This window comes from Pseudomonas sp. B19(2017), from assembly GCF_002113165.1.
In the GTDB taxonomy this organism is placed as follows: Bacteria; Pseudomonadota; Gammaproteobacteria; order Pseudomonadales; family Pseudomonadaceae; genus Aquipseudomonas.
The window spans coordinates 284,635-307,413 of record NZ_NEJR01000004.1 but is presented as its reverse complement, the minus strand read 5'-3'; the positions used below and the strand labels follow the sequence as shown (position 1 = coordinate 307,413).

22 protein-coding genes are annotated in these 22,779 nt (G+C 65.4%); 6 read left to right on the top strand and 16 right to left on the bottom strand.

Annotated features, from left to right (window positions below; all coding sequences use genetic code 11):
- Nucleotides 1–12: 12 nt before the first annotated feature.
- Nucleotides 13–213, bottom strand: a complete 201-nt coding sequence (locus CAF70_RS27680) for a hypothetical protein (RefSeq protein ID WP_085624160.1) — start codon at nucleotides 211–213, stop codon at nucleotides 13–15.
- Between CAF70_RS27680 and CAF70_RS28105 the strand changes: the two genes are divergently transcribed.
- On the top strand, nucleotides 133–354 hold the full coding sequence (locus tag CAF70_RS28105; protein WP_158090311.1) for a hypothetical protein: 222 nt from the start codon (nucleotides 133–135) through the stop codon (nucleotides 352–354). The two genes, CAF70_RS27680 and CAF70_RS28105, sit on opposite strands and share 81 nt — an antisense overlap.
- Nucleotides 355–743: 389 nt before the next feature.
- Here the strand turns inward: CAF70_RS28105 and CAF70_RS09065 are convergent, their stop codons facing one another.
- The 12 genes from CAF70_RS09065 to CAF70_RS09000 form a co-directional block, all read right to left on the bottom strand.
- Nucleotides 744–1,403, bottom strand: coding sequence for a general secretion pathway protein GspN (locus CAF70_RS09065; RefSeq protein ID WP_085624158.1), 660 nt, complete (start codon nucleotides 1,401–1,403; stop codon nucleotides 744–746).
- Entirely contained in the window at nucleotides 1,400–1,786 is a 387-nt protein-coding gene (gene gspM / locus CAF70_RS09060; RefSeq protein ID WP_085624156.1) for a type II secretion system protein GspM, read from the bottom strand. Before gspM ends, CAF70_RS09065 begins: the two co-directional genes overlap by 4 nt.
- Nucleotides 1,783–2,859 carry a GspL/Epsl periplasmic domain-containing protein gene (locus CAF70_RS09055; protein ID WP_085624234.1) on the bottom strand — a complete coding sequence of 359 codons (1,077 nt, stop codon included), beginning with the start codon at nucleotides 2,857–2,859 and terminating at the stop codon, nucleotides 1,783–1,785. Before CAF70_RS09055 ends, gspM begins: the two co-directional genes overlap by 4 nt.
- Complete coding sequence (locus CAF70_RS09050; RefSeq protein ID WP_085624154.1) at nucleotides 2,856–3,527, bottom strand: type II secretion system protein; 672 nt, start codon at nucleotides 3,525–3,527, stop codon at nucleotides 2,856–2,858. Before CAF70_RS09050 ends, CAF70_RS09055 begins: the two co-directional genes overlap by 4 nt.
- 645 nt (nucleotides 3,528–4,172) lie before the next feature.
- On the bottom strand, nucleotides 4,173–4,541 hold the full coding sequence (locus tag CAF70_RS09035; protein WP_085624150.1) for a type II secretion system protein GspI: 369 nt from the start codon (nucleotides 4,539–4,541) through the stop codon (nucleotides 4,173–4,175).
- On the bottom strand, nucleotides 4,538–4,969 hold the full coding sequence (gene gspH / locus CAF70_RS09030) for a type II secretion system minor pseudopilin GspH (protein ID WP_085624148.1): 432 nt from the start codon (nucleotides 4,967–4,969) through the stop codon (nucleotides 4,538–4,540). Before gspH ends, CAF70_RS09035 begins: the two co-directional genes overlap by 4 nt.
- A 3-nt stretch (nucleotides 4,970–4,972) precedes the next feature.
- Nucleotides 4,973–5,407 carry a type II secretion system major pseudopilin GspG gene (gspG, locus tag CAF70_RS09025; protein WP_063911442.1) on the bottom strand — a complete coding sequence of 145 codons (435 nt, stop codon included), beginning with the start codon at nucleotides 5,405–5,407 and terminating at the stop codon, nucleotides 4,973–4,975.
- A gap of 17 nt (nucleotides 5,408–5,424) precedes the next feature.
- Entirely contained in the window at nucleotides 5,425–6,627 is a 1,203-nt protein-coding gene (gene gspF, locus CAF70_RS09020) for a type II secretion system inner membrane protein GspF (protein WP_085624146.1), read from the bottom strand.
- Nucleotides 6,628–6,630: 3 nt separating this feature from the next.
- Nucleotides 6,631–8,079, bottom strand: coding sequence for a GspE/PulE family protein (locus tag CAF70_RS09015; RefSeq protein ID WP_085624144.1), 1,449 nt, complete (start codon nucleotides 8,077–8,079; stop codon nucleotides 6,631–6,633).
- Nucleotides 8,079–9,842 (bottom strand): type II secretion system secretin GspD, encoded by a 1,764-nt coding sequence (gene gspD, locus CAF70_RS09010; protein WP_085624142.1) that lies wholly within the window; start codon nucleotides 9,840–9,842, stop codon nucleotides 8,079–8,081. Before gspD ends, CAF70_RS09015 begins: the two co-directional genes overlap by 1 nt.
- Nucleotides 9,843–9,845: 3 nt before the next feature.
- On the bottom strand, nucleotides 9,846–10,271 hold the full coding sequence (locus CAF70_RS09005) for a pilus assembly protein PilZ (RefSeq protein ID WP_178076367.1): 426 nt from the start codon (nucleotides 10,269–10,271) through the stop codon (nucleotides 9,846–9,848).
- Nucleotides 10,268–11,908 (bottom strand): lipoprotein UxpA, encoded by a 1,641-nt coding sequence (locus CAF70_RS09000; RefSeq protein WP_085624138.1) that lies wholly within the window; start codon nucleotides 11,906–11,908, stop codon nucleotides 10,268–10,270. The genes CAF70_RS09005 and CAF70_RS09000 overlap by 4 nt, the downstream gene beginning before the upstream one ends.
- 224 nt (nucleotides 11,909–12,132) lie before the next feature.
- Here CAF70_RS09000 and CAF70_RS08995 point away from each other — a divergent pair, with 224 nt between their 5' ends.
- On the top strand, nucleotides 12,133–14,208 hold the full coding sequence (locus tag CAF70_RS08995; protein ID WP_085624136.1) for a PhoX family phosphatase: 2,076 nt from the start codon (nucleotides 12,133–12,135) through the stop codon (nucleotides 14,206–14,208).
- Nucleotides 14,209–14,347: 139 nt separating this feature from the next.
- Here CAF70_RS08995 and gspK read toward each other — a convergent pair whose 3' ends face one another.
- Complete coding sequence (gene gspK, locus CAF70_RS08990; protein WP_085624134.1) at nucleotides 14,348–15,313, bottom strand: type II secretion system minor pseudopilin GspK; 966 nt, start codon at nucleotides 15,311–15,313, stop codon at nucleotides 14,348–14,350.
- 144 nt (nucleotides 15,314–15,457) lie between these two features.
- On the opposite strand from gspK, the gene tatA reads away from it, so the two are divergent.
- From tatA to tatC, 3 genes are read left to right on the top strand one after another with little or no spacing between them, the layout of a single operon-like run.
- Nucleotides 15,458–15,691 (top strand): twin-arginine translocase TatA/TatE family subunit, encoded by a 234-nt coding sequence (gene tatA / locus CAF70_RS08985; RefSeq protein ID WP_085624132.1) that lies wholly within the window; start codon nucleotides 15,458–15,460, stop codon nucleotides 15,689–15,691.
- Nucleotides 15,691–15,981: a Sec-independent protein translocase protein TatB gene (tatB, locus tag CAF70_RS08980; protein ID WP_085624130.1), complete on the top strand. Its 291-nt coding sequence runs from the start codon at nucleotides 15,691–15,693 to the stop codon at nucleotides 15,979–15,981. Before tatA ends, tatB begins: the two co-directional genes overlap by 1 nt.
- The gene (gene tatC / locus CAF70_RS08975) at nucleotides 15,978–16,736 is read left to right on the top strand and encodes a twin-arginine translocase subunit TatC (protein ID WP_085624128.1); all 759 of its coding nucleotides are present in this window, start codon (nucleotides 15,978–15,980) and stop codon (nucleotides 16,734–16,736) included. Before tatB ends, tatC begins: the two co-directional genes overlap by 4 nt.
- A gap of 106 nt (nucleotides 16,737–16,842) precedes the next feature.
- Here tatC and CAF70_RS08970 read toward each other — a convergent pair whose 3' ends face one another.
- Both CAF70_RS08970 and purL read right to left on the bottom strand, forming a co-directional pair.
- Nucleotides 16,843–17,154 (bottom strand): NGG1p interacting factor NIF3, encoded by a 312-nt coding sequence (locus CAF70_RS08970; protein ID WP_085624126.1) that lies wholly within the window; start codon nucleotides 17,152–17,154, stop codon nucleotides 16,843–16,845.
- A gap of 3 nt (nucleotides 17,155–17,157) precedes the next feature.
- Complete coding sequence (purL, locus tag CAF70_RS08965; protein WP_085624124.1) at nucleotides 17,158–21,057, bottom strand: phosphoribosylformylglycinamidine synthase; 3,900 nt, start codon at nucleotides 21,055–21,057, stop codon at nucleotides 17,158–17,160.
- Nucleotides 21,058–21,301: 244 nt separating this feature from the next.
- Here purL and mltF point away from each other — a divergent pair, with 244 nt between their 5' ends.
- Complete coding sequence (gene mltF, locus CAF70_RS08960; protein WP_085624121.1) at nucleotides 21,302–22,759, top strand: membrane-bound lytic murein transglycosylase MltF; 1,458 nt, start codon at nucleotides 21,302–21,304, stop codon at nucleotides 22,757–22,759.
- The last annotated feature ends 20 nt before the right edge of the window (nucleotides 22,760–22,779 follow it).

Below are 22,779 nucleotides of genomic sequence, written 5' to 3'. Positions count from 1 at the left end.
CGTTGAGGGCAATTAGCTCAGGCGTGGCAAGAGGGTGACCAAAGCAAACACCATCAGCGCCAACCCAGCCCCAAGGGTGAACGGCAACCAAAGTTTTATCGGGTTGGCAGGCACCGTCTGGCGCATTTCTGCATGGAAAGCTGCTACGTCGGCGTGCAACTGCGCCAACTCGGTAGCGGGGTCGAAGGGAGGGACAGGACGGCGCGTCGGCATGGATCATCCTCAATTGCAAATATCAGGGCACATGGACAGCTGCCCGTAGGGTCAAACTCTGAGTGGACCAGAGCAATAATTCAAGTCTACCGCGACGGACCAGGGTTGGACCTGGCCATGGCTAACGACCCAGAAAGGTAAACAACGCGACGAGTGCAGTGACCAGTCCTGCACTAACCGCGAATGGATAGAGCATCGACTCACGCCGCATTTTTTCCTCTTCGGTTTTCAGCTTGCGGGTCTCCGCCATAAATTTGCGTATTTCCACCGAGAGCCTTTCTAGCTCTATATATATTTGCGCTCATCTCTTTTCATGAGTTGTCCTGTTACGTGGCAGGCAGTACAGGCTTGCTTTGCATAGGCTAGCCACCTGGTCGGGTCGATGAAAATACACTCAACTGAAGTGAATTCATTCACCCGAGACCAAAAACAGAAGGTTCTGTAGGAAAAGGTCGGCAGCAGCAATATTGCTGCTGCCCAATAGGCAAACGCAGTACCTGTTACAACAAGCTTGTTGTTGGTAGACGGATCTACCAGCGCAGCTCCCGTCGCCCTGTTAAAGCCTGCGGCCCAAGCCACTGTGCGCCGCGCAGCAAAGGCGTCAACTCCGCCTCAGGCTGCAACTCAAACACTACCTGCGCCCGTCGTGCGAGCAAATCAGCATCCACTGCCACCTGATGCTGCCGCTGCTGTGCCAACTGCCCTCGCAAGCGCCAGCCGCCGCGGCAGTCCAACTCCAGCCAGCCATGCCCCAACCCCAGTGACCATGGTTCGCTCAGGGCAAGGTCGGTCACCGTGACGCGGCCTTCGCTGGCGTGGCATTGGCGCCCAGCCCCCTGAAGCCGCAATGTCCCCTGCCACTGACCCGCAAGACGGTAATCGCTCAGCGCTGTCGTCTGGGCGCCTACCGCTGATGCCTCAGCCCGCCAGCGCCAAGGCCAGCCTTCAGCGCGCAACTGCCAGGCCTGGCCCTGGAAGCCCAGCTGGGCGTTCGCCTGCAAACGCCAAGGTTGCACCGTCCAGTGCAAAGGCCCGACCGGGCCCAACTGTCGGGCCTGGCCTTGCCACAGGCTGCCACTGGCGTCACGCATTGGCAGGCCGAACGCACGCACCACCCAATTGGCCGGAAGCTCTACCAATACCGACACCACGAACACCAACACAACCCACGCCATGCCCTTGCGGCTCATGGCTGCATCACCAGGTTGAAGCGCAGGCCCTTGCCATCCTGCTCCAGCCCCCATTGCAATAGCTGTGCACCTTCTGCACGCAGGCTTTGCAACCAGCCTTGCAGCACTCGCTCGTCGGCCACCTGCCCATGCAACTGCCAGACCTTGCCCTGCGCATCGACCTCGGCCAGTTCAATCTGTCGCGCCTGGGCCGACTGGCGTAGCCGCTCCAGGTTCAACCCCGGGCCGCCTTGCAGGCTGGCGGCCTGTTCGGCCAGCCCGCGCCACTGGCTTAGCTCACGCCACTGAGCAATGCCTGTACGCAGGGCCAGGAAGCCCAGCAACAGGGCAATCAGTGCCCAAGCGAACATCAGGCGATGACGCTGTAGCCAATCGAGGTTCATGAGGCGGCCCCCAGGTCGAAGATCACTTGGGCAGCATGAACCTGCACAGTGGCGCCTGCTGCAGCCGCCATGTCCTGCCATGGCGGCGTACTGCCCTCCCCCTCCAGGCGCAAGTGCCACCGCTGGCCATCGAAGCGCACCGCTTGCAGGCGCCAGCCGGAATTGTTACGCAGCCAAGCCTGCAAGCGGGTTTGCAGGTCCTCCAGCTGACGCGTGCGCAGTTGCTGTTGCAGTTCGTTTTCGCGCAGGCGCTTGAGGGCCTGCGCGGCATGCCGGGGGCTGCTCTGTTCGCCGGTCACGGCGATGACCTGGCTGCGCCAGAGTTGCGCCTGGCGCCATTGCTGGGTCAACCATAGGCCACCCCAAACTGCAGCCAGTAGCAGGCAAGCGGCAAACAGACGCTGATGCTGGCGGGACAATACCGGCATCGAGCGCATTTTGCGGGTGCGCTCGAACAGGCCAGGCACTGAGTCGAGTGGTGCCAAGGTACTTGGCCAGTCGCCGCTAGACGGCAGCTTTTGCAGTGATGCCCAGGGTTGCTGCGGCACACTACCCAGCGCAACCGGCCAAGCCAACCAGTGCTCCTGGCCGTCCTCGGTTACCCCCTTGTACAAAGACAGGTCGGTAGCACGCTGCCAGTTCCAGGTGCTGCCTACCTCCGGCGTTGGCAGTAACTGCAACTCTGCCCAGCAACGCTCCACCTGCAAACCCCATGCAACACATTGCTCACGCCACGCGTCCAGCTGCTCACGGGCCACCACCAACAGGCGAAGGTGCCCGGGTTCACGGGCCAGGCAAGCGCAAGCCACTTCGCCAGTGGCCTGCAACAAGCGGTCTTCGAGCAGCAGCGGCCACTCCTCGCGCTTGAGCCCGGGCGGAGCCGGCACATGGAAATGGCTGCAGGCTTCGCCAGGCAGGATCAGCGCAACACGGGCCTGCAGGTTGCCCGGTGGCTCGCCCTGCCCTGCACTTTGCACAGAACCGCCCTCAACCAGCGCCCAGTGCCAGACCGGCCCCGGGCGCAGCAACAGCCACGATCGGGCCGGGGTGCGCCGCTTCCATTCAAGCTTCATGAGCGCCCCCACGGGAGGGCGAAGGTGCAGACATAGGGTGCTCCGTCACGCTGCAGTTCCAGACGCACGCCACGGCCGGGGTGCGCCGGTTGGTCGGAAGGCCAGGCCAGCCAGCGGCCGCCCTGGTAATACAGAACATTAATGGCACTGACCCGGTCGAGCCGCTCGCGCTGGACCCAGCGTGGAGCGGCGGCGGCGTACAGGTCGGCCGAGCTTTCCAGCAGCAGGCGCTGCTCGCGGGCCTCGAAGCGCAGGCGCTGGCGTTGCAGGCGCGAACCGCCTTCGGCTTCCGGCAGGCCGGTAATGGCGACCCAGAGCAGCTGGTTGCTTGCCGGCTGCCAGTCCAGCCAGCGGCTGGCCAGGGGCAGGCGCTGGTCGTACAGACGGCGCATTACCGGGCTGTCGAAACGACGCTCCAGGGCCAGGCAGAAGTCCAGCACCGAGGTTTCCTGTTGGGTGGTCTGCAGGCGTTCGCGGACCTTGAGCCAACCGTTGACCAGGGCGGCAAGCATGATGCCGAGCACAGCGGTCAGGGCCAGCGCAACCATCAGTTCGATCAGGGTCAGGCCGGCCTGGCGCTGTTTCGTGGGCAGGGCGCTGGGCTGATGGGTGTACACCTTCCCTGTGGGAGCGGGCGCGCCCGCGAACACCGGCGAAGCCGGTGCCATCCACCGAGTCGCCTGCTTCGCGGGCATGCCCGCTCCCACAGAGACCGCGCAAGCATCACGATCTCTGTAACTCATGACCGCTCCAGGGGCAGGCCGGCCTGGCGCTGTTTCGTGGGCAGGACGCTGGGCTGATGGGTGTACACCTTCCCTGTGGGAGCGGGCGCGCCCGCGAACACCGGCGAAGCCGGTGCCATCCACCGAGTCGCCTGCTTCGCGGGCATGCCCGCTCCCACAGAGACCGCGCAAGCATCACGATCTCTGTAACTCATGACCGCTCCAGGGGCAGGCCGGCCTGGCGCTGTTTCGTGGGCAGGACGCTGGGCTGATGGGTGTACACCTTCCCTGTGGGAGCGGGCGCGCCCGCGAACACCGGCGAAGCCGGTGCCATCCACCGAGTCGCCTGCTTCGCGGGCATGCCCGCTCCCACAGGGATCGCGCAGGCTGATGGGTATCTGGCACCTGCAGGGTATGCGCCGTGCTCACCACCCTTGTAAATCGTGGGCAGGACGCTGGGCTGATGGGTGTACGCCTTCCCTGTGGGAGCGGGTTCACCCGCGAACACCGGCAAAGCCGGTGCCATGCACTGCGGTGCCTGCTTCGCGGGTAAACCCGCTCCCACAGAAACCTCACAGGGCCTAAGGAGTGTCATGGGCGCTCCAGGAACACGGTGTACTGGCCCAGCGGCAGTCGCTGGTCGCGGTCGGCGAACAGCAGCAGTTCGCCGCGGCGCAGGTCCCGTACGCCGGTGCGGCGCAGCTGCAGTTGCCAGTGGCAGCGCTGGCCGCCCTGGCTCAGCTCCCCGCCAACCTGGTTTTCCGCCGGCCAATACTGCTCGACGGCAAAACGGGTTTGCAGTTCGCGCGCGCACAGCAGGCCAAGGCGGTGCTGTTGCAGGTTGTGCTGCACCGCCAAGCGCTGGCGCAGGACCTGGCTGGTGATAACCGCCAGAACAGCGGCAATCGCCAGTGCCACGGTCACTTCCAGCAAGGTGAAACCCCGCTGCCCCTGCTTCATGGCGCCACCTGCAAGCGGCCATCACGGTCCCACGCCCATTGCTGGCTGCCATCGCCCCAGCGCCAGCGCACATTGCCCGGCTGTGCCCAGCCATGCGGCGTGAACAACAGGCGCGGCTGCGGGCTGGCTGGCCAGTCCGGGTGCAAGCCCTTGGGCCAGTCGCCAAGCGCGACCGCTTCGGTTACCCAGCCATCGCCCTCGCGGCGCACAAACTCCGGGCGCTGGCCATTCCAGCGCAGCCCGCGCAATTGCCCGGCATGCCGGGCCAGTGCGGCCTGGCCACGGGTCTCTGCCGCCAGCCGCAGCAGGGCCTGGTCGACGCCGGCCTGGCCGTTGCCCAACCCGGCCACCGCCAGCCCGGTCATCAGCCCGGCAATGGCCAGCACCACCAGCAGCTCGATCAGGCTGAAGCCCCGCTGACAGCGCACCCGTTACAGCTCCCAGTTACCAAGGTCGGCATCCTGGCCTTCACCGCCCGGCTGCCCGTCGGCGCCCAGCGAGTACACATCTACCCGGCCATGTTCGCCGGGCATGCGGTACTGATACGGGGTGCCCCAGGGGTCTTCCGGCAGGCGGCGCACGTAGCCGTCGCTGCGCCAGGCCCGTGGCAGCGGTTCCTGTGCCGGCTTTTTCACCAGCGCGGCCAGGCCCTGCTCGCTGCTGGGGAAGCGCAGGTTGTCCAGGCGGTACATGTCCAGCGCCTGCTCCAGGGTGGCCAGGTCGGCCATCACCTTTTGCTTCATGGCCTTGTCCTGGTTGCCCAGCACGCTGGGCGCGACCACGGCGATCAGCAGCCCGATGATGAAGATCACCACCATGATTTCCATGAGGGTGAAGCCGCGCTGGCGGTTACGTCGATGCTGCATGGCAGTACTCCTTGTCGTCACAGTTGCAGGCCCTGGTTGAGTTGCATGATCGGCAGTAGCACCGCCAGCACGATGAACAGCACCACGGCGCCCATCACCAGGATCATCAGGGGTTCGAACAGCGCCATGGCGGTATCGACCTGGCGGGCGAAGCCGCGCTCCTGGTCGTCGGCCACGCGCTCGAGCATGTCGGCCAGTGTCCCGCTGGCCTCGCCGCTGCCGACCATGTTCACCAGCAGCGGCGGGAATTGCTGGCTGGCATCCAGCGCGCGGTGCAGGCTGGTGCCGCCCTGCACCTGCTGGCGCACCTGCTCCATGGCCAGGCGGATGCGCCGGTTGCCGACGGTTTCGGTGGCCACTTGCAGGGCTTCGAGCAGGGCCACGCCGCTGCCGCTGAGGATCGCCAGGCTGCGTGCCAGGCGTGCGCTTTCCAGCACCTGCAGCAAACTGCCGATGCGCGGCAGGCGTAGCAGCACCTGGTCACGGCGCAGGCACCAGTGCGGTTTGCGCAGTAACCAGCCACCGACCACACCAAGTAACAGCGCCAGCCCCAACAGCCAGGGGCCGGCGTGCACCAGCCCCTGGCTGAGACCGATCAGCAACGAAGTAATCAGCGGCAGGCTTTGCCCGGCGTGGGCAAATTGTTCGGTGAGCTTGGGCACGACGAAGGTCATCAGGCCGACCACCACGGCAAGTGACACCGCCATCAACACAGTGGGGTAGATCAGCGCGGTACGTGCCTTGTGCTGCTGTCGTTGCACCTGTTCCAGGTGGTCGGCAAGGCGGGTCAGCACCTGGGCCAGGCGCCCGGACCGCTCGCCGGCCTCGACCAGCGCGCAGTACAGGCCGGTAAACGGTGCTCCCTGACGCGCCAGGCTGCGCGCCAGGCCCAGGCCTTCGGCCAGCGAACCGCGCAAGGCCACCAGCACACCGTGCAAGGCGGGCTGGCGCAGTTGCCGTTCCAGGGTAGCCAGGGCGTCGACCAGCGGGATACCGGCACCGGTCAGGGTGGCCAGCTGGCGGGTCAGTTCGCACAACTGGGGGCGGCTCAGACGTTGGCACCGGGGTTGCCGGGTGCCGGCTTCGTGACGCTGCAAGCAGCGGGCGAACAGGCCCTGCTCACGCAACAACTGACGGGCATGACGTTCACTGTCGGCCTGCAAGCTGGCCTTGTGGGGCTTGCCGGCGAGGTCGACGGCCTGGTAGCGATAGGTCGGCATGGCTCAGCCCTGCACCACGCGCAGTACTTCGGCCAGGCTGGTCTCGCCACGAGCCAGGCAGTCGCTGGCCATCGCCACCAGGCTCTGCCGACGTGCGCCCAGGTAGTCCTGCATGGCCAGTTCACTGGCACCGTCATACAAAAGGCCGATCAGCCCGGCGTCCAGTTCGATAAATTCATACAGGCCCAGGCGCCCGACATAACCGCTGCCCTGGCACTGCTCGCAGCCCACCGCGTGGTAGCTGCTGCCCAGCGCCGCCAGTTCGGGCCACAGGTCGCGTTCCGCCTGCTGCAGCGGGTGCGCCACGGCACAACTGCACAAGCGCCGCACCAGGCGCTGGGCCAACACGCCGCGCAGGCACGAGGCGATCAGGAACGGTTCGATGCCCATATCGCGCAGGCGGGTCACCGCGCCCACCGCACTGTTGGTGTGCAGGGTGGACAACACCAGGTGGCCGGTGAGGCTGGCCTGTACGGCGATCTGAGCGGTCTCCTGATCGCGGATTTCGCCGAGCATGATCACGTCCGGGTCCTGGCGCAGGATGGCGCGCAGGCCGCTGGCGAAGGTCAGCCCGGCGCGCGGGTTGATGGCGGTCTGGCCGATGCCGGCGATAGCGTATTCCACCGGGTCCTCGACAGTGAGGATGTTGCGGCTGCCGTCGTTGAGGCTGTTGAGGCTGGCATACAAGGTCGTAGTCTTGCCCGAACCGGTCGGCCCCGTGGACAGCACGATGCCGTTGGGCCGCGCCAGGCAACTGCGCAGGCCGTGCAGCACCGCCGCCGGCATGCCCAGGTTACCCAGCGCCAGCAGGCTGGCCTGCTTGTCGAGCACGCGCATCACCACCCGTTCGCCGTGGATGCCGGGCAGGGTCGAGACCCGCACATCCACTTCGCGCCCCGCCGCGCGCAGGGTGATACGGCCATCCTGGGGCTGGCGCTTTTCGGCGATGTCCAGACGGGCCATGACCTTGATCCGCGACACCAGCATGGCAGACAGCGCACGCGGAGGGCGCAACACTTCGCGCAGGTGGCCATCGACCCGCAGGCGCACCACCAGGCTCTGCTCGAAGGTTTCGATATGGATGTCCGAAGCACGCAGGCGCAGAGCCTGGCCGAACAGGCCGTTGATCAGGCGGATCACCGGGGCTTCGTCGTCGCTTTCCAGCAGGTCCTCGATGCGCGGCATTTCGCTCATCAGGCTGTCCAGGTCGACCTGGTCGCCGATGCCTTCGATCAGCGCCTCGGTGGCAGCATCGCCGGCTTGGTACAGCTGGCCGAGGCGTTCGTCGAACAGCGCAGGCTCCAGGTATTCGACCAGGCTGGGCTGACCGTGCACACGCAGCAGTTCCTGCAACTGGGCGCTGTCGGCGTCGGGCCGCAGCCACAGCTGCCAGCCGTGCTCCGCCGGTGCCATGGCCACCCCGCTCTGGCGTGCCTGGCGATAAGGCAGCATCACCAGTTACCGCCTTCCAGCCGTGCACGGCTGGAGGGGAACACCTGCAGCAGTGGCGTAGCGCCTTGCGCCTCAGCCAGGTCAGGCAACTGCAGTGGCGTGGTTTGCTGCAAGGTGCGGTACTTGGCTTCGCTGAGCCCGGCCAGGCTCGGCCCGTCACGCAGGATGCGCGGGCGAATGAACACCATCAGGTTCTGCTTGGTATTCTTCGTGGCGTCGGAGCGGAACAGCCGGCCCAGGTAAGGGATATCGCCTAGCAGCGGTACGCGCTGGTCGCTGGTGCTCAGTTCGTCGCTGATCAAGCCGCCGAGGATCACCAGGCCGTTGTCCTCGACCATGACCTTGGTCTTGATCTCACGCTTGTTGGTGATCACGTCGCTGGCAGCCGTGGTGTCGGCAATCGACGACACTTCCTGGACGATGTCCAGGCGCACGCTGTTGTCGATGTTGATCTGCGGCTTGATGCGCAGCTTCACCCCGACTTCCTTGCGCTCGATGGTCTGGTACGGGTTGGCGTTGTTCTGCGTCACCGATCCGGTGACGAAGGGCACTTCCTGGCCAACCAGGATCGACGCCTCGGCGTTGTCCAGGGTCAGCAGGGTGGGTGTGGACAGCAGGTTGAAGCCGCTCTTGCCCTTCAGCGCGTTGACCAGCATGGCGAAGTTGAAGCCGCCGCCGAAATGGCCGATCCCCGCCATGGCGCCGGTGGTGCTGGACAACAGGTCGCTGAGGGCATCGTTGTCGCCACTGGCAGCGGCCCCGGCGATGCTGGCGATGTTCACCCCGTTGCTGCCGAAATTGACGATGCCGGCACCGAACTTCTCGTCGGCGAACAGCCACTGCACGCCCAGTTCCTGGGCGCTGCTGTCGGAGACCTCGGCGATGATCGCTTCGACCACAACCTGGGCACGGCGGATGTCCAGTTGCTCGACGATGGCGCGGTAGGCGGCCAGCTCGCTGTCGGGGCCGACCATGACCACGGCATTGGTGCCTTCTTCATATTCCAGGCGGATGCCCGAGCCTCCGGCAACAGCCACCACGGGCCGGTCCTTGCCCTCCCCTTCGCCCGCGCCTTCGGAGGGCGCCATGCCTTCCTGGCTGAGCCCGCGCAACACCTTGACCACTTCGCCGGCATTGGCATGGCGCAGGTAGATGACCTGGGTACTGCCACTGCCTGGCGCCTCCTGGGGGCGGTCGAGCTGACGCAGCAGGCTGTCGATACGTTCCAGGTTGCTGCGCCAGTCGGTAACCACCAACTGGTGCGCCGCCGGATAAGGTGTGATCACACCGACCCGTGGGTCGATCAGGGGCTTGAGAATGCCCAGCACCTGCTCGCTGGCGGCGTTGCGCACGTTGAATACCCGAGTAGCCACGCTGTCGCTGCCCTCCCCCTGCTGCCCTCCCGCTTCCACTGGCACAGGCTCCAGACGAGCGGCCTGGTCGGGAACGATCTTCACGCTGCCATTGGGCAGGTCGACCGTGGCATAGCCCTGGGCGCGCAGCTGGGCCAGGAAAATGTCGTAGATGGCGTCGGCGTCATGCAGGTCGACGGTGCGCACGGTGACCTTGCCCTTGACCCGGGGGTCGACGATGAAGGTGGTGCCGGTGATGCGCGACACGCTGTCGATGAACTCGCCCAGTTCGGTGTCGACGAAGTTCACCTCGTACATCGGCGTGCCGTTGTCGTCGAACACCGGCTCTTCAGCACAGGCCATGGACAGCGCCAGGCTCAGCGCGGCCGCTACGCAATATCTGACAGGCATCGTTCATCCTTGCCGCTTGAAGCCGGTCACGGCGGGGCGTGGCGGCCAGGGCAGGCGTTCACGCCGCCCCTGGTTGTTGAAAATCAGGCCATCGCTGTCGATGTCCTGCAGCACTATCCCTGGCGCCAGGCGCTGGCCGCGGGCCAGGGTGCGCACCTGCTCGCCAAAGCGCAGCACCACCACGCTGGAGGCCAGCGGCCGGGCCTTGAGGCCGCCGAGGTAATGCAGCGGCAGGCGGGTGATGGTGATGGCACCGTCGTCGACGGGCACCTGCCAGTGGCCGACCATCAAGCCCGGCAGCGGTTTGTCGGCAGCTGCAGGCGCAATGGCCGGTTGCGGCTGGCGGCCCAGTTGCAGCACGCACTGCGCGGCTAGCCAACCGGCCAGGGTCAGGCCAGCACCCGTGAGCAGGCGCGAGGCGAGCATCACGAGGCCAGCTGCCTTGGGTGCCAGCCCGGGTGCCCCTGCACGTAGCGCACTTCGGGCAGTTGCAGCGGCGCCAGTTGCCAGTCGCTCGGCTGGCGCGCGAGCCAGGCTTCAACCCGTTGCCACAGTGGCTCGCCGGCCTGGGTCTCGAATTGCAGGCCAAAGGTGCGGCACAGGCCCTGCACCGGCTCCAGGCCACTGATGCGCTTGCCTTGCGGGCTGTAGCTGACACGCCAGGCCTGGCCCTGCCAGCGCGGCAGGTCCTGGCTGTTGTCCAGCAGCAGTGGGTCGCCGAACAGTTGCTCCGCTGCGTTTTCCAGAACCTGCTCGACCTGCCGGGCCGGCGCTTCGACCACCGGTGCCGGATAGCCACCGGAAAGGCTGATCAAGTGTTCGCGGGTAATGGCCGCCCCGGCGGGCAGCGGGTAGTCGTAACGCAGGCCCGGCAGCAGCACCGGCATGCTGCTGTCCGCAGCCAAGGCCTGATGCAGCAGGCGGTCCCAGCTGCCGCCTCGGGTGTCTCGGCGCCACAGCGCCTGGGGCGCGCGGGCCAGCGGTTGATCGAGCCAGGCCGCGTGGCCGGCACGCTGCTGGCGCAGTTCTGCCTGCAATGCCCCGACACGCTGCTGCGCGGCGGGTGCCAGCTGTTGCTCGAAGGCCGGATAGAAACGCCCATCGAACTGCCACCGCCCGGCCACGCGCTGGCAGCGCAGGCGGAAGGCGCCGCTGCCCCGACAACCGGCGAACAGCACCGGTACGCGGCGGCCGCTGGCCTGGCTCACCTCGACCGGCGCCGGCCACAGGTCCTGGCCACGAGCGCACAGCAGCACGTCGATCTGCGGCACCCGCTCGGCCAGCCACAGGCCCGGCCCGGTACCGACATCGGCCATGGCCACCACCAGGTCGGCCTCGCGCCGGGCCTGTTCGAATACCGGCTGCAACGACTGATACCACTGTTTAAGCGAGGCTTTCTGGTCCTGGGCATAGGGGTCGGTCACGCCGACCACGGCAATACGTGCGCCGCCACGTTCGAAGAAGTGCAAGGCATCCAGGCCCAAAGCCTGACGTTGCGTGTCCGCCAGCCCGGCGCCCAGGGTAACGGCGGTAGCCTGGCGATAGAGCGCCGGGCTGCGCTGTGGCCACAGCACGCGCTCATCGCTGCTGACCCGCGCTTCGATGCCCAGCAGCTGGCTGCCTTGCAAGCCGCTTTCGCCCTGAGTCAGGTAGGCCAGGCCGCTGCCATTCCAGCCTTGGCCGTTTTCCAGGGTCAGGCTGTTGCCCGCCCCAGCCTCGCCGCGCAATTGCTCCAGCAACGCCGCCAGCACCGCATAGCCGCCCAGTTGGGCAGATGCAGCCTGGCTGGCATCGAGCAGTGGCGCCAGCCGTGGGTCGGCGGTACTGGCGCTGCTGCCGGTCATCCATGGGGCACGGCCCAGGTGGCTGACCGGCCCCAGGCGGGTGGCCGGCACCACGGCCTGGCCAGGCTGGCGGGCATCAAGGGTATCGGCCACGTACAGCAGGTCGAGGTGGGCGCTGCCGCCCTGCTGCCCAGGAAAGGCGGAGCAGGCGCCGAGCAACGGTGCCAAGGCACCGACACCCATCCAGCCAATCACTTCGCGCCTGTGCACACTGCTTGCCATCGAACCTGCCATCCTTATCCATGTTCACTCAGGGATCCGGATGTTGCGGCGTTGGCATTACAGTTTGATGGCAGAAATCCGACAGCCATTCCAAATTGTTCTGTAGGGCACACTTCTAAGAGCGAGTTGTTTTAAACCCTCCTTAACATTTCTGCCAAGGAATCATCATATTTGCGCACTAAAGTCGCGGTTTCCTCCAACTCAGCCAACATAAGGACACCCTGATGAGTCGAGATACCGGCGACAACCTGGACCGGAACCAAAGCGGCAACCTGCCGATGGCCAACGTCATGGACGCCTACCTGAGCCGCCGCAGCGTGATACGCGGCAGCCTGGGCGCCGCCATCGCCATGATTGCCGGTACCGGCCTGACAGGCTGCTTCGACGGTGGTGATTCCGATCACGATGATCCGGTCACCGAGCCTCCCGTGACTGAGCCGCCCGTGACTGAACCGGAAGTGCCGAAACTGGCACTGGGCTTCCAGTCCATCCCCGGCTCGCGCACCGACGCCTGCGTAGTTGCCGCCGGCTACAGCGCCTATGTGCTGGCCCCTTGGGGCACGCCGATCAACAGCAACGGCAACCCGTGGAAGTCCGACGGCAGCAACACCTCGACCGACCAGGCCAACGCCATGGGCATGCACCATGACGGCATGCACTTCTTCCCCATCAACGGCAGCTCCGAAGACGGCCTGCTGGCGATCAACTTCGAGTACATCGACACCGCCGCCCTGCACCCGGCCGGCCCGACCACCGATGTCAACGGCAAGCGCCCGGTCGAGGAAGTGCGCAAGGAAATCAACGCCCACGGCGCCGGCGTGGTGCGCCTGCAGAAAATCGGTGGCCGCTGGCAGGTGGTCGACAACGACCCGCTCAACCGCCGCTTCACTACCGCCTCGCGCATGGAAATCACCGGCCCGCTGCGGGGTACCGACCACGTCAAGACCAAGTACTCCACCGCCGGCACCCACTGCCGTGGCACCAACAACAACTGCGGCAACGGCTACACCCCGTGGGGCACCTACCTGACCTGTGAAGAGAACTGGCCAGGCATCTTCGTCAACAAGGGCACCCGCCCCGAAGACCAGCGCCGTATCGGCGTGGGCACCTCCAGCGGCCAGTACAAGTGGGAAACCGCAGCCGGTGACAGCAGCGAAGTGGCCGACGAGTTCGCCCGTTTCGACGTCACCGTCAAAGGCGCCAGCGCCACCGACGACTACCGCAACGAAGCCAGCACCTACGGCTACATCGTCGAAATCGACCCGTACAACAGCAACACCCTGGCCACCAAGCGCACCGCGCTGGGCCGTTTCCGCCACGAAGGCTGCGCCCCAGGCCTGCCCGTCGCCGGCAAGCCGCTGGTGTGGTACATGGGTGACGACTCGAATAACGAGTACCTGTACAAGTGGGTGTCCACCGCCGTGTGGGACGCCGCCGACGCCAACCCGGCCGACCGCCTGGCCACCGGTGCCAAGTACCTCGACCAGGGCAAGCTGTACGTGGCCCGCTTCAATGCCGACGGCACTGGTGTATGGCTACTGCTGGACGTGGCCACCGCCACCACTGGCGGCAGCACCCTGGGCGCATTGTATGGCGACCTGCCGGGCATCATCCTCAACACCCGTGGTGCTGCCGATGCCGTGGGCGCGACGCCGATGGACCGCCCGGAATGGACCACGGTCAACCCGCTCAACGGCGACGTCTACCTGACCCTGACCAACAACAGCGCGCGCACCCCGGAAAAGGTCGACGCAGCCAACCCGCGCGGCCCGAACCGTCACGGCCACATCATCCGCTGGCACGACAGCGACGACCAGTTGAGCTTCACCTGGGACATCTTCGTGTTCGGCGCCAATGCGGCCGGCACCGCCGAAATCAACCGCTCCGGCCTGACCGAACTGAACCAGTTCGCAAGCCCCGACGGCATGAGCTTCGATAGCCGTGGCGTGCTGTGGTTCGAGACTGACAACGGCGAGAGCAGCGTGACCGACTACACCAACGACCAGCTGCTGGCAGTGATCCCCACCAATCTGGTGGATGCCAGCGGCAAGCAGGTGCCGGTGAATGCCCAGAACCAGGTGGACCTGCGGCGCTTCTTCGTCGGGCCGAATGGCTGCGAGGTGACCGGGATTACCTTCACCCCCGACAACAAGACACTGTTCGTCAACATCCAGCACCCGGACAACTGGCCGTATACCGACAAAGCTACCGATGCCACTCCGGCAGGCACCACGGTAAGACCGCGGGCTGCGACGGTAGTGATCCAGCGGATTGATGGCGGGGAGATCGGGACCGTCTGACAGGGCGCCGGTCAGTCAGCCTTGTGCTGGCTGTACCGGCCTCTTCGCGGGTAAACCCGCTCCCACAGGAACCGCACTGTTCTTGAACCCTGTGCAGCACCTGTGGGAGCGGGTTTACCCGCGAAGAGGCCGATGAATATTACCGAACCATCGGCTCCCGACTCCGCACCCGCACCTGCTGAGCCGGCACCCGGGCATGCCATTGCACCACCCCCAGCGCTTCCACCTGGAACTCGCTGCGTATCACCCGCCCCTCCTCCGCGAACGACAACTGCAACAGGAAATACCCGCTGTTCAGTAGCAGCCCTTCGCTCAGCCGTTCGAAGGTTTCGTCATCCACCGCTCCCAGCGCCTGGCGCAGAGCGGCCGCATCCACATACCCCGACGCCGGCCGGCCGCTGATGATACGGCTGAGCAACGAGCGTGGGTAACGCCCTTCGTACAGCGCCTCCAGCAGCGGCAGGTGCTCCAGCCCCAGAGCATTTGCATTCAGCCGCCAGCCAGTGGTCTGCGGCAACGCACACAGCATCGGGTAGCGTGCCTGGCGGCTGGCATCCTGCTCCAGCAACAGGTTTAGTTCGCTGGTATCGAGCATCGGCTGGTTGGCCGCCAACCGTGGTGGCTGCTGGCGCAAGTACTGGGCACTTTCGGCACCTTGCAGGCGGGCATCGCTGTCGGCGTCGAGCCAGTCGGCCAAGGCATCGACCAGCCGCTCGGCAGCCATGTCGTCACCCAGCAGGTAACGCAACTGGCGCTCAGCACGCTCGCCGTCAGCGCCGAGCAGCGCATTGACGTTGAAACAGGTGTGCTGGTCGCGCACCCGCAACTGCGCCTGACCAGCGCCAAAATCGTAGCTCAGAGGCTGCCCGCGCAAGGCCTGCCAGAACAGCGGGCTAAGCCGCCAGCTGGGGTCACGCAGGGCCTGTTCGGCATAGGCCAGGCCTGCCTGCTCCATCGCTCGCGCCTGAACCCGCTGGTGCAACAGGCGCACATCATCGACCTGGCGCCGGCCGTCTTCCACCAGCCAGGCCATGCCCGCCGCCAGCATCGCCAGCACCACCATCACCATCAGCAGGGCCGCGCCCTGCTGTTGCCTGCCACCCATCCGTGCGTGCCTCCATCGCTGAACAAAACGCCAGTCAACACGTCCGGTGTTGCAGGTAGATGGCAGTGACCGTTCGTCATGTGCACGTCATCTACGCGAGGCAGGATTGCCTTTCCTTTTCATGACCTTACAGGAGTGGTCGCAATGGGTGGCATTGGAATCTGGCAACTGGTGATCGTACTGCTGATCGTATTCCTGCTGTTTGGTACCAAGCGCCTCAAGGGCCTGGGCAGCGATGTGGGCGAGGCAATCCAGGGTTTTCGCAAGTCGATGGGCGGTGACACGGACACCAACGCCCCAGGCCAGGCACAGGTGCAACAACAGGCCCCGCTGACCGGCCAGGCCACGCAACAGCCACAAGCGGACCGGCAGGCCTGATGTTCGAGGTAGGTTTCAGCGAGTTGCTGCTGGTCGGCATCGTCGCCTTGCTGGTGCTGGGCCCGGAGCGCTTGCCGGTGGCGGCACGCACCCTCGGGCGCGGCCTGGGTCAGGCACGCCGGGCCATGCACGCCCTGCGCACGCAGGTGGAGCGCGAGATCGAGTTGCCTAACCTCGACAGCGCGCCGTTGCAGCGCCTGGAACAGGAGATCCGCCAGGGCATCAGCCTGACTGCGGAGCCGGCCAATGATGCGGCCACGGTCGCGCTGCCCAAGGAAAACGCCTCATGAGTATTGCCATGGACCCGGCGGCGAGCATGCCGCTGACCGAACACCTGCGCGACCTGCGCAAGCGTCTGGTGCGCTGTCTGGCTGTGCTGGCGCTGGTGTTCGCCGGCCTGTTCCCCTTCGCCCAGACGCTGTACACGCTTGTTTCCGAACCGCTGCGGCGCTTTTTGCCGGAAGGCGCGAGCATGATCGCCACCAGCGTCACCTCGCCGTTTCTGACCCCGTTCAAGCTGACCGCGATGTGCGCGTTGTTCATCGCCATGCCGCTGTTGCTGCACCAGGCCTGGGGCTTTCTGGCGCCGGGGCTGTACCGCCGTGAACGGCGCATTGCCCTGCCGCTACTAGTCTCGAGCATTGTGCTGTTCTATGCCGGCATGGCCTTCGCGTTCTACCTGGTGTTCCCGATGATGTTCGGCTTCTTTGCCAGCGTGACACCAGAGGGTGTGGCGATGATGACTGATATCAGCCAGTACCTGGACTTTATCCTGGCGCTGTTTCTGGCATTCGGGCTGGCGTTCGAGATCCCGGTGGCAACGTTTATCGTGGTCTGGGTGGGGTTGGCCGATGTGGCTACGTTGCGGCGCAGCAGGCCCTACGTGATCGTCGGCTGCTTTGTGGTGGGGATGATCCTGACGCCGCCGGATGTGTTTTCGCAGACGATGCTGGCGGTGCCGATGTGGGTGCTGTTCGAGGTGGGGCTGCTGGCTTGTGGGATGTTGAAGCGGCCCGGGCAAACCAAAGAGATTGTGGTTGGGTGATCCGGCCTCTTCGCGGGCAAGCCCGCTCCCACAGGTACTGCACAATGCTTGAGAGCTGTGCAGTACCTGTGGGAGCGGGCTTGCCCGCGAATTGCCTTGATGCGGTCTAGAACTCGGCGAGCCGCCAGACTTCGTAGGCCGGCGTTTCATACGGGTGGCTCTGTTTGAGCGCAGCGACGACCTGGGCAATCAGGTCGTCAGCCACCACCAGCTCCACCTTCCACTCCTCCACCACCTCGACCTGGCCGGTGTGCCCGAGGTACGGCTGGCTGCCGTCCAGCGGGCGAAACTGGCCCTGGCCCAGCGTCTGCCAGGCGCAGTGGTCATAGCCGCCGATGCGCCCGCCACCTGCGGCGAACACAGCGGCCTTGACCACTTCGACATGGCTGGCGGGGACGAAGAAGGCGAGCTTGTACACGCCTTAGTTCACCCACACCCGTGCATTACGGAACATACGCATCAGCGCGGCGTCTTCCTGCCACTCGTCCGGGCGCCAGGAGTTCTGCACGGCGCGGAACATACGCTCCGGGTGCGGCATCATGATGGTCACGCGGCCATCGCGGCTGGTGAGGCCGGTGATACCACGCGGCGAACCGTTCGGGTTGGCCGGATAGGCTTCGGTGACCTTGCCGTGGTTGTCGACGTAGCGCAGGGCCACGCAGCCGGACATGTCCGCAGCCAGCAGTGCCTCTTCGCTGGCGAATTCGGCATGGCCTTCACCGTGAGCGATGGCGATCGGCATGCGCGAACCGGCCATGCCCTGCAGGAAGATCGAGTTGGACTTCTGCACCTCGACCATGGCCACGCGCGCCTCGAACTGCTCCGAACGGTTGCGCACGAAGTGCGGCCAGTGCTCGGTGCCCGGAATCAGCTCGTGCAGGTTGGACATCATCTGGCAACCGTTGCACACGCCCAGGGCGAAGCTGTCGGTACGCTCGAAGAAAGCCTGGAAGGCGTCGCGGGCGCGGCTGTTGAACAGCGCCGACTTGGCCCAGCCCTCACCGGCACCCAGCACGTCACCGTAGGAGAAACCACCGCAGGCGACCAGGCCCTTGAAGGCTTCGAAGTCGACACGGCCGGCGAGGATGTCGCTCATGTGCACGTCGATGGCGGCGAAGCCGGCGCGGTCGAAGGCGGCTGCCATCTCGACCTGGCCGTTGACGCCCTGCTCGCGCAGGATGGCCACTTGCGGGCGCACACCCTTCTTGATGTACGGCGCGGCGATGTCGTCGTTGACGTCGAAGCCCAGCTTTACCGACAGGCCCGGGTTGTCTTCCTCGAGCAGCAGGTCGAACTCCTGGTCAGCGCAGTCAGCGTTGTCACGCAGGCGCTGGATCTGGTAGCTGGTTTCGGCCCACTGGCGCTGCAGCATGCGGCGGTCGTCGTCGAACAGCACTTCGCCGTTCAGGCTGATGGACACTTCACCGTTGTTGACCGGCTTGCCGATCACCGCAACGCAGCCTTCACCCAGGCCAGCGGCGCTGAACTGTGCCAGCACGTCCGGGGTGGCATCCTGACGAACCTGGATGACCGCGCCCAGCTCTTCATTGAAGAGGATGGCCGGCACGTCACCCTTGCTGTCGGTCAGCGGATCGAGGTGCAGGTCGAGGCCGCAGTGGCCGGCAAAGGCCATTTCCAGCACAGTGGTGACCAGGCCGCCGTCGGAGCGGTCGTGGTAGGCCAGCAGGTGACCGTCGGCGTTCAGGCCCTGGATCACGGCGAAGAAAGCCTTCAGGTCTTCGGCGTCGTCGACGTCCGGTGCCTGGGCAGCGATCTTGCCGTAGGTCTGGGCCAGGATCGAGGCGCCCATGCGGTTCTTGCCACGGCCCAGGTCGATCAGGATCAGGTCGGTCTCGCCCTTGTCCATGCGCAGTTGCGGGGTCAGGGTCTTGCGGATGTCGGTGACCGGAGCGAAGCCGGTGATGATCAGCGACATTGGCGAGGTGACGCTCTTCTCGACGCCCTCGTCGCTCCACTTGGTCTTCATCGACATCGAGTCTTTGCCGACCGGAATGGTAATACCCAGCTCCGGGCACAGCTCCATGCCGACAGCCTTGACGGTGTCGTACAGGCGCGCGTCTTCACCCGGGTGGCCAGCGGCGGACATCCAGTTGGCCGACAGTTTGATGTCGGACAGCTTTTCGATGCGCGCAGCGGCCAGGTTGGTGATGGTCTCGCCGATTGCCATGCGGCCGGACGCCGGGGCATCCAGCAGGGCCAGCGGGGTACGCTCACCCATGGCCATGGCTTCACCGGTATAGACGTCGAAGCTGGTGGCGGTGACGGCGCAGTCGGCCACCGGTACCTGCCACGGGCCAACCATTTGGTCACGAGCTACCAGGCCGGTGATGGTGCGGTCGCCGATAGTGATCAGGAAGCTTTTGCTGGCCACTGCCGGGTGGCTGAGGACGCGCTGAACGGCGTTATCCAGGTCCAGCTTGCTCGGGTCGAAGTCATCGCCCAGCTCGGCTTCGCGGGTTACCGAACGGTGCATGCGCGGCGGCTTGCCCAGCAGCACGTCCAGTGGCATGTCCACCGGGGTGTTGCCGAAGTGGCTGTCGCTTACGGTCAGGTGCTGCTCTTCAGTCGCTTCACCGACCACGGCGAACGGGCAACGCTCACGTTCACAGATAGCCTTGAAACGCTCGAAGTCGACGGCGCTGACGGCCAGCACGTAACGCTCTTGCGATTCGTTACTCCAGATTTCGTGCGGGGCCATGCCCGGCTCGTCGTTGGGCACGTTGCGCAGCTCGAAGCGGCCGCCACGGCCACCGTCGTTGACCAGTTCAGGGAAGGCGTTGGAGATACCGCCCGCGCCAACGTCGTGGATGAAGGCGATCGGGTTGGCGTCGCCCAGCTGCCAGCAACGGTCGATGACCTCTTGGCAACGGCGCTCCATTTCCGGGTTTTCACGCTGTACCGAGGCGAAGTCGAGGTCTGCCGAGCTGGCACCGGTGGCCACCGACGAAGCGGCGCCGCCACCCAGGCCGATCAGCATGGCCGGGCCGCCGAGTACGATCAGCTTGGCGCCGACGGTGATTTCGCCCTTCTGCACGTGGTCTTCACGGATGTTGCCCATGCCGCCGGCCAGCATGATCGGCTTGTGGTAGCCGCGCACTTCTTCACCGTGCGGGGTGTTGATGGCCTGCTCGAAGGTACGGAAGTAACCGGTCAGGGCCGGGCGACCGAATTCGTTGTTGAACGCGGCGCCGCCCAGCGGGCCTTCGATCATGATGTCGAGGGCGTCGACGATGCGTTCAGGCTTGCCGTAGGCCTGCTCCCATGGCTGTTCGAAGCCCGGGATACGCAGGTTGGATACGGTGAAGCCGGTCAGGCCAGCCTTGGGCTTGGCGCCACGTCCGGTCGCGCCTTCGTCGCGGATTTCGCCGCCGGATCCGGTGGAGGCACCGGAGAACGGGGCAATGGCGGTCGGGTGGTTGTGCGTCTCGACCTTCATCAGGATGTGCACCGGCTCCTGCACCGCGCCGTACTGGCGGGTTTCAGGGTTCGGGAAGAAACGGCCGGCAACGTTGCCGACGATCACCGAGGCGTTGTCCTTGTACGCCGACAGCACACCTTCGTTGTGCATCTGGTAGGTGTTCTTGATCATGCCGAACAGGCTCTTTTCCTGAGCCTGGCCGTCGATGTCCCAACTGGCGTTGAAGATCTTGTGGCGGCAGTGCTCGGAGTTGGCCTGGGCGAACATCATCAGTTCGATGTCGTTCGGGTTGCGCTTGAGACCCTGGAAGGCGTTGACCAGGTAGTCGATCTCGTCTTCGGCCAGGGCCAGGCCCAGGTCGACGTTGGCCTTGGCCAGGGCGTCACGGCCACCGGCGAGGATGTCCACCGAAGTCATCGGCTTGGGCTGGGCATGGCTGAACAGGTCAGCGGCCTGCTCCAGCTGGCCGAGCACGCGCTGGGTCATGCGGTCGTGCAACTCGGCGGCGATCAGTTCGGCGTCGGCTTCGCTCAGGCTGCCGGCCACGTAGTAGGCGATACCGCGCTCCAGGCGCTGGATCGACTGCAGGCCGCAGTTGTGGGCGATGTCGCTGGCCTTGCTGGCCCAGGGCGAAATGGTGCCCAGGCGCGGCACGACCAGGAACAGGCGGCCGCTCGGCTCCTGTACCGGCACGCTCGGGCCGTACTTGAGCAGACGGCCCAGCACCTGCTGCTGGTCGGCGGTCAGCTCGCCGTCGACATCGGCGAAGTGGGCGAATTCGGCATACAAACCAGTAACAGCGGGGACTTTCTGGCTCAGTTGCTCGAGTAATTTACCGTGGCGAAAGGCAGAAAGGGCAGGAGCGCCGCGCAGGATCAACATCGTCGGGACAGCCTCAGGAAGGGGTGTGCTTAGAGGCCGTGCATTCTAGCCTAATTCGAAGGGTTTCGGCACCCGCTCTAAGCCACGGCTGCCGGGCGGCGGAACCGGACTTTCGGGTCAAAAAAATACACCTGCTTCGCTCGCCCTGTAGCGGCCTAGGCCGCCATTGCACATAAAGCGCTACCAGACAAGCTAACAGTTGTCGAGATATGGCTGGGCCAGTCCTTTGCGTATACTGCAACCTATGTTCGCCCACACTGCTTTGCGCCAGCGTTGCGCCAGATGGCTTTTCGCAACCGGACTCTTTCTGCTGCTCGGTGCCTGCGTTGAAAAACCCAGCACCCTCGAGCGCGTGAAGGAGGATGGCGTGCTGCGCGTGATCACCCGCAACAGCCCGGCCACCTACTTCCAGGACCGCAACGGCGAAACCGGCTTCGAGTACGAGCTGGTCCAGCATTTCGCCGAAGATCTCGGCGTGAAGCTGCAGATCGAGACCGCCGACAACCTCGACGAGTTGTACGATAGTCTCGGCAAGCCCTCCGGCCCGGTGCTGGCAGCGGCCGGCCTGGTCACCAGCGAACGGCGCAAGGCCCAGGTCAGGTACTCCCACCCGTACCTGGAAGTCACCCCACAGGTCATCTACCGCAACGGCCGCACGCGCCCCACTGATGCCAAGGGCCTGGTCGGCAAGAAGATCATGGTACTCAAGGGCAGCAGCCACGCCGACCAGCTGGCCGAGCTGAAAAAGCAGTACCCGGGCCTGGAATACGAAGAATCCGACGCCGTCGAGGTGGTCGACCTGTTGCGCATGGTCGACGAAGGGCAGATCGACCTGACCCTGGTCGATTCCAACGAGCTGGCAATGAACCAGGTGTACTTCCCCAATGTGCGGGTGGCCTTCGACCTGGGCGACACCCGCGACCAGCGCTGGGCGGTGGCGGCCGGTGAAGACAACAGCCTGCTCAACGAGGTCAACGAGTTCCTCGACAAGGCGCAGAAGAACGGCACCCTGCAACGCCTGAAGGACCGCTACTACGGCCATGTCGACGTACTGGGCTATGTGGGTGCCTACACCTTTGCCCAGCACCTGCAGCAGCGCCTGCCCAAGTACGAGAAACACTTCAAGAGCTACGCCAAGGTCGAGCAGGTGGATTGGCGCCTGCTGGCTGCCATCGGCTACCAGGAATCGATGTGGCAGCCCGAGGTTACCTCCAAGACCGGCGTGCGCGGCCTGATGATGTTGACCCAGCGCACCGCCCAGGCCATGGGCGTGTCCAACCGCCTGGACCCGAAGCAGAGCATCCAGGGCGGCGCCAAGTACTTCATGAAAATCAAGGAAGAGCTCGACGACAGCATCCAGGAGCCGGACCGCACCTGGTTCGCCCTGGCCGCCTACAACGTAGGCACTGGCCACCTGGAAGACGCCCGCACCCTGGCCAGGCGCGAGAAGCTCAACCCGAACAAGTGGCTAGACGTGAAGAAGATGCTGCCACGCCTGTCGCAGAAGCAGTGGTATCGCCAGACCCGGTACGGCTATGCCCGGGGCGGCGAGCCGGTGCATTTCGTGGCCAACATCCGTCGCTACTACGACATCCTCACCTGGGTGACCCAGCCGCAGCTCGAAGGCCAGGTGGCCGAAGGCAGCCTGCATGTGCCTGGGGTGAACAAGGACAAGCCGGCGGAGCAGTCGCCGCCTATGTAGGCCTGCACCGGCCCCTTCGC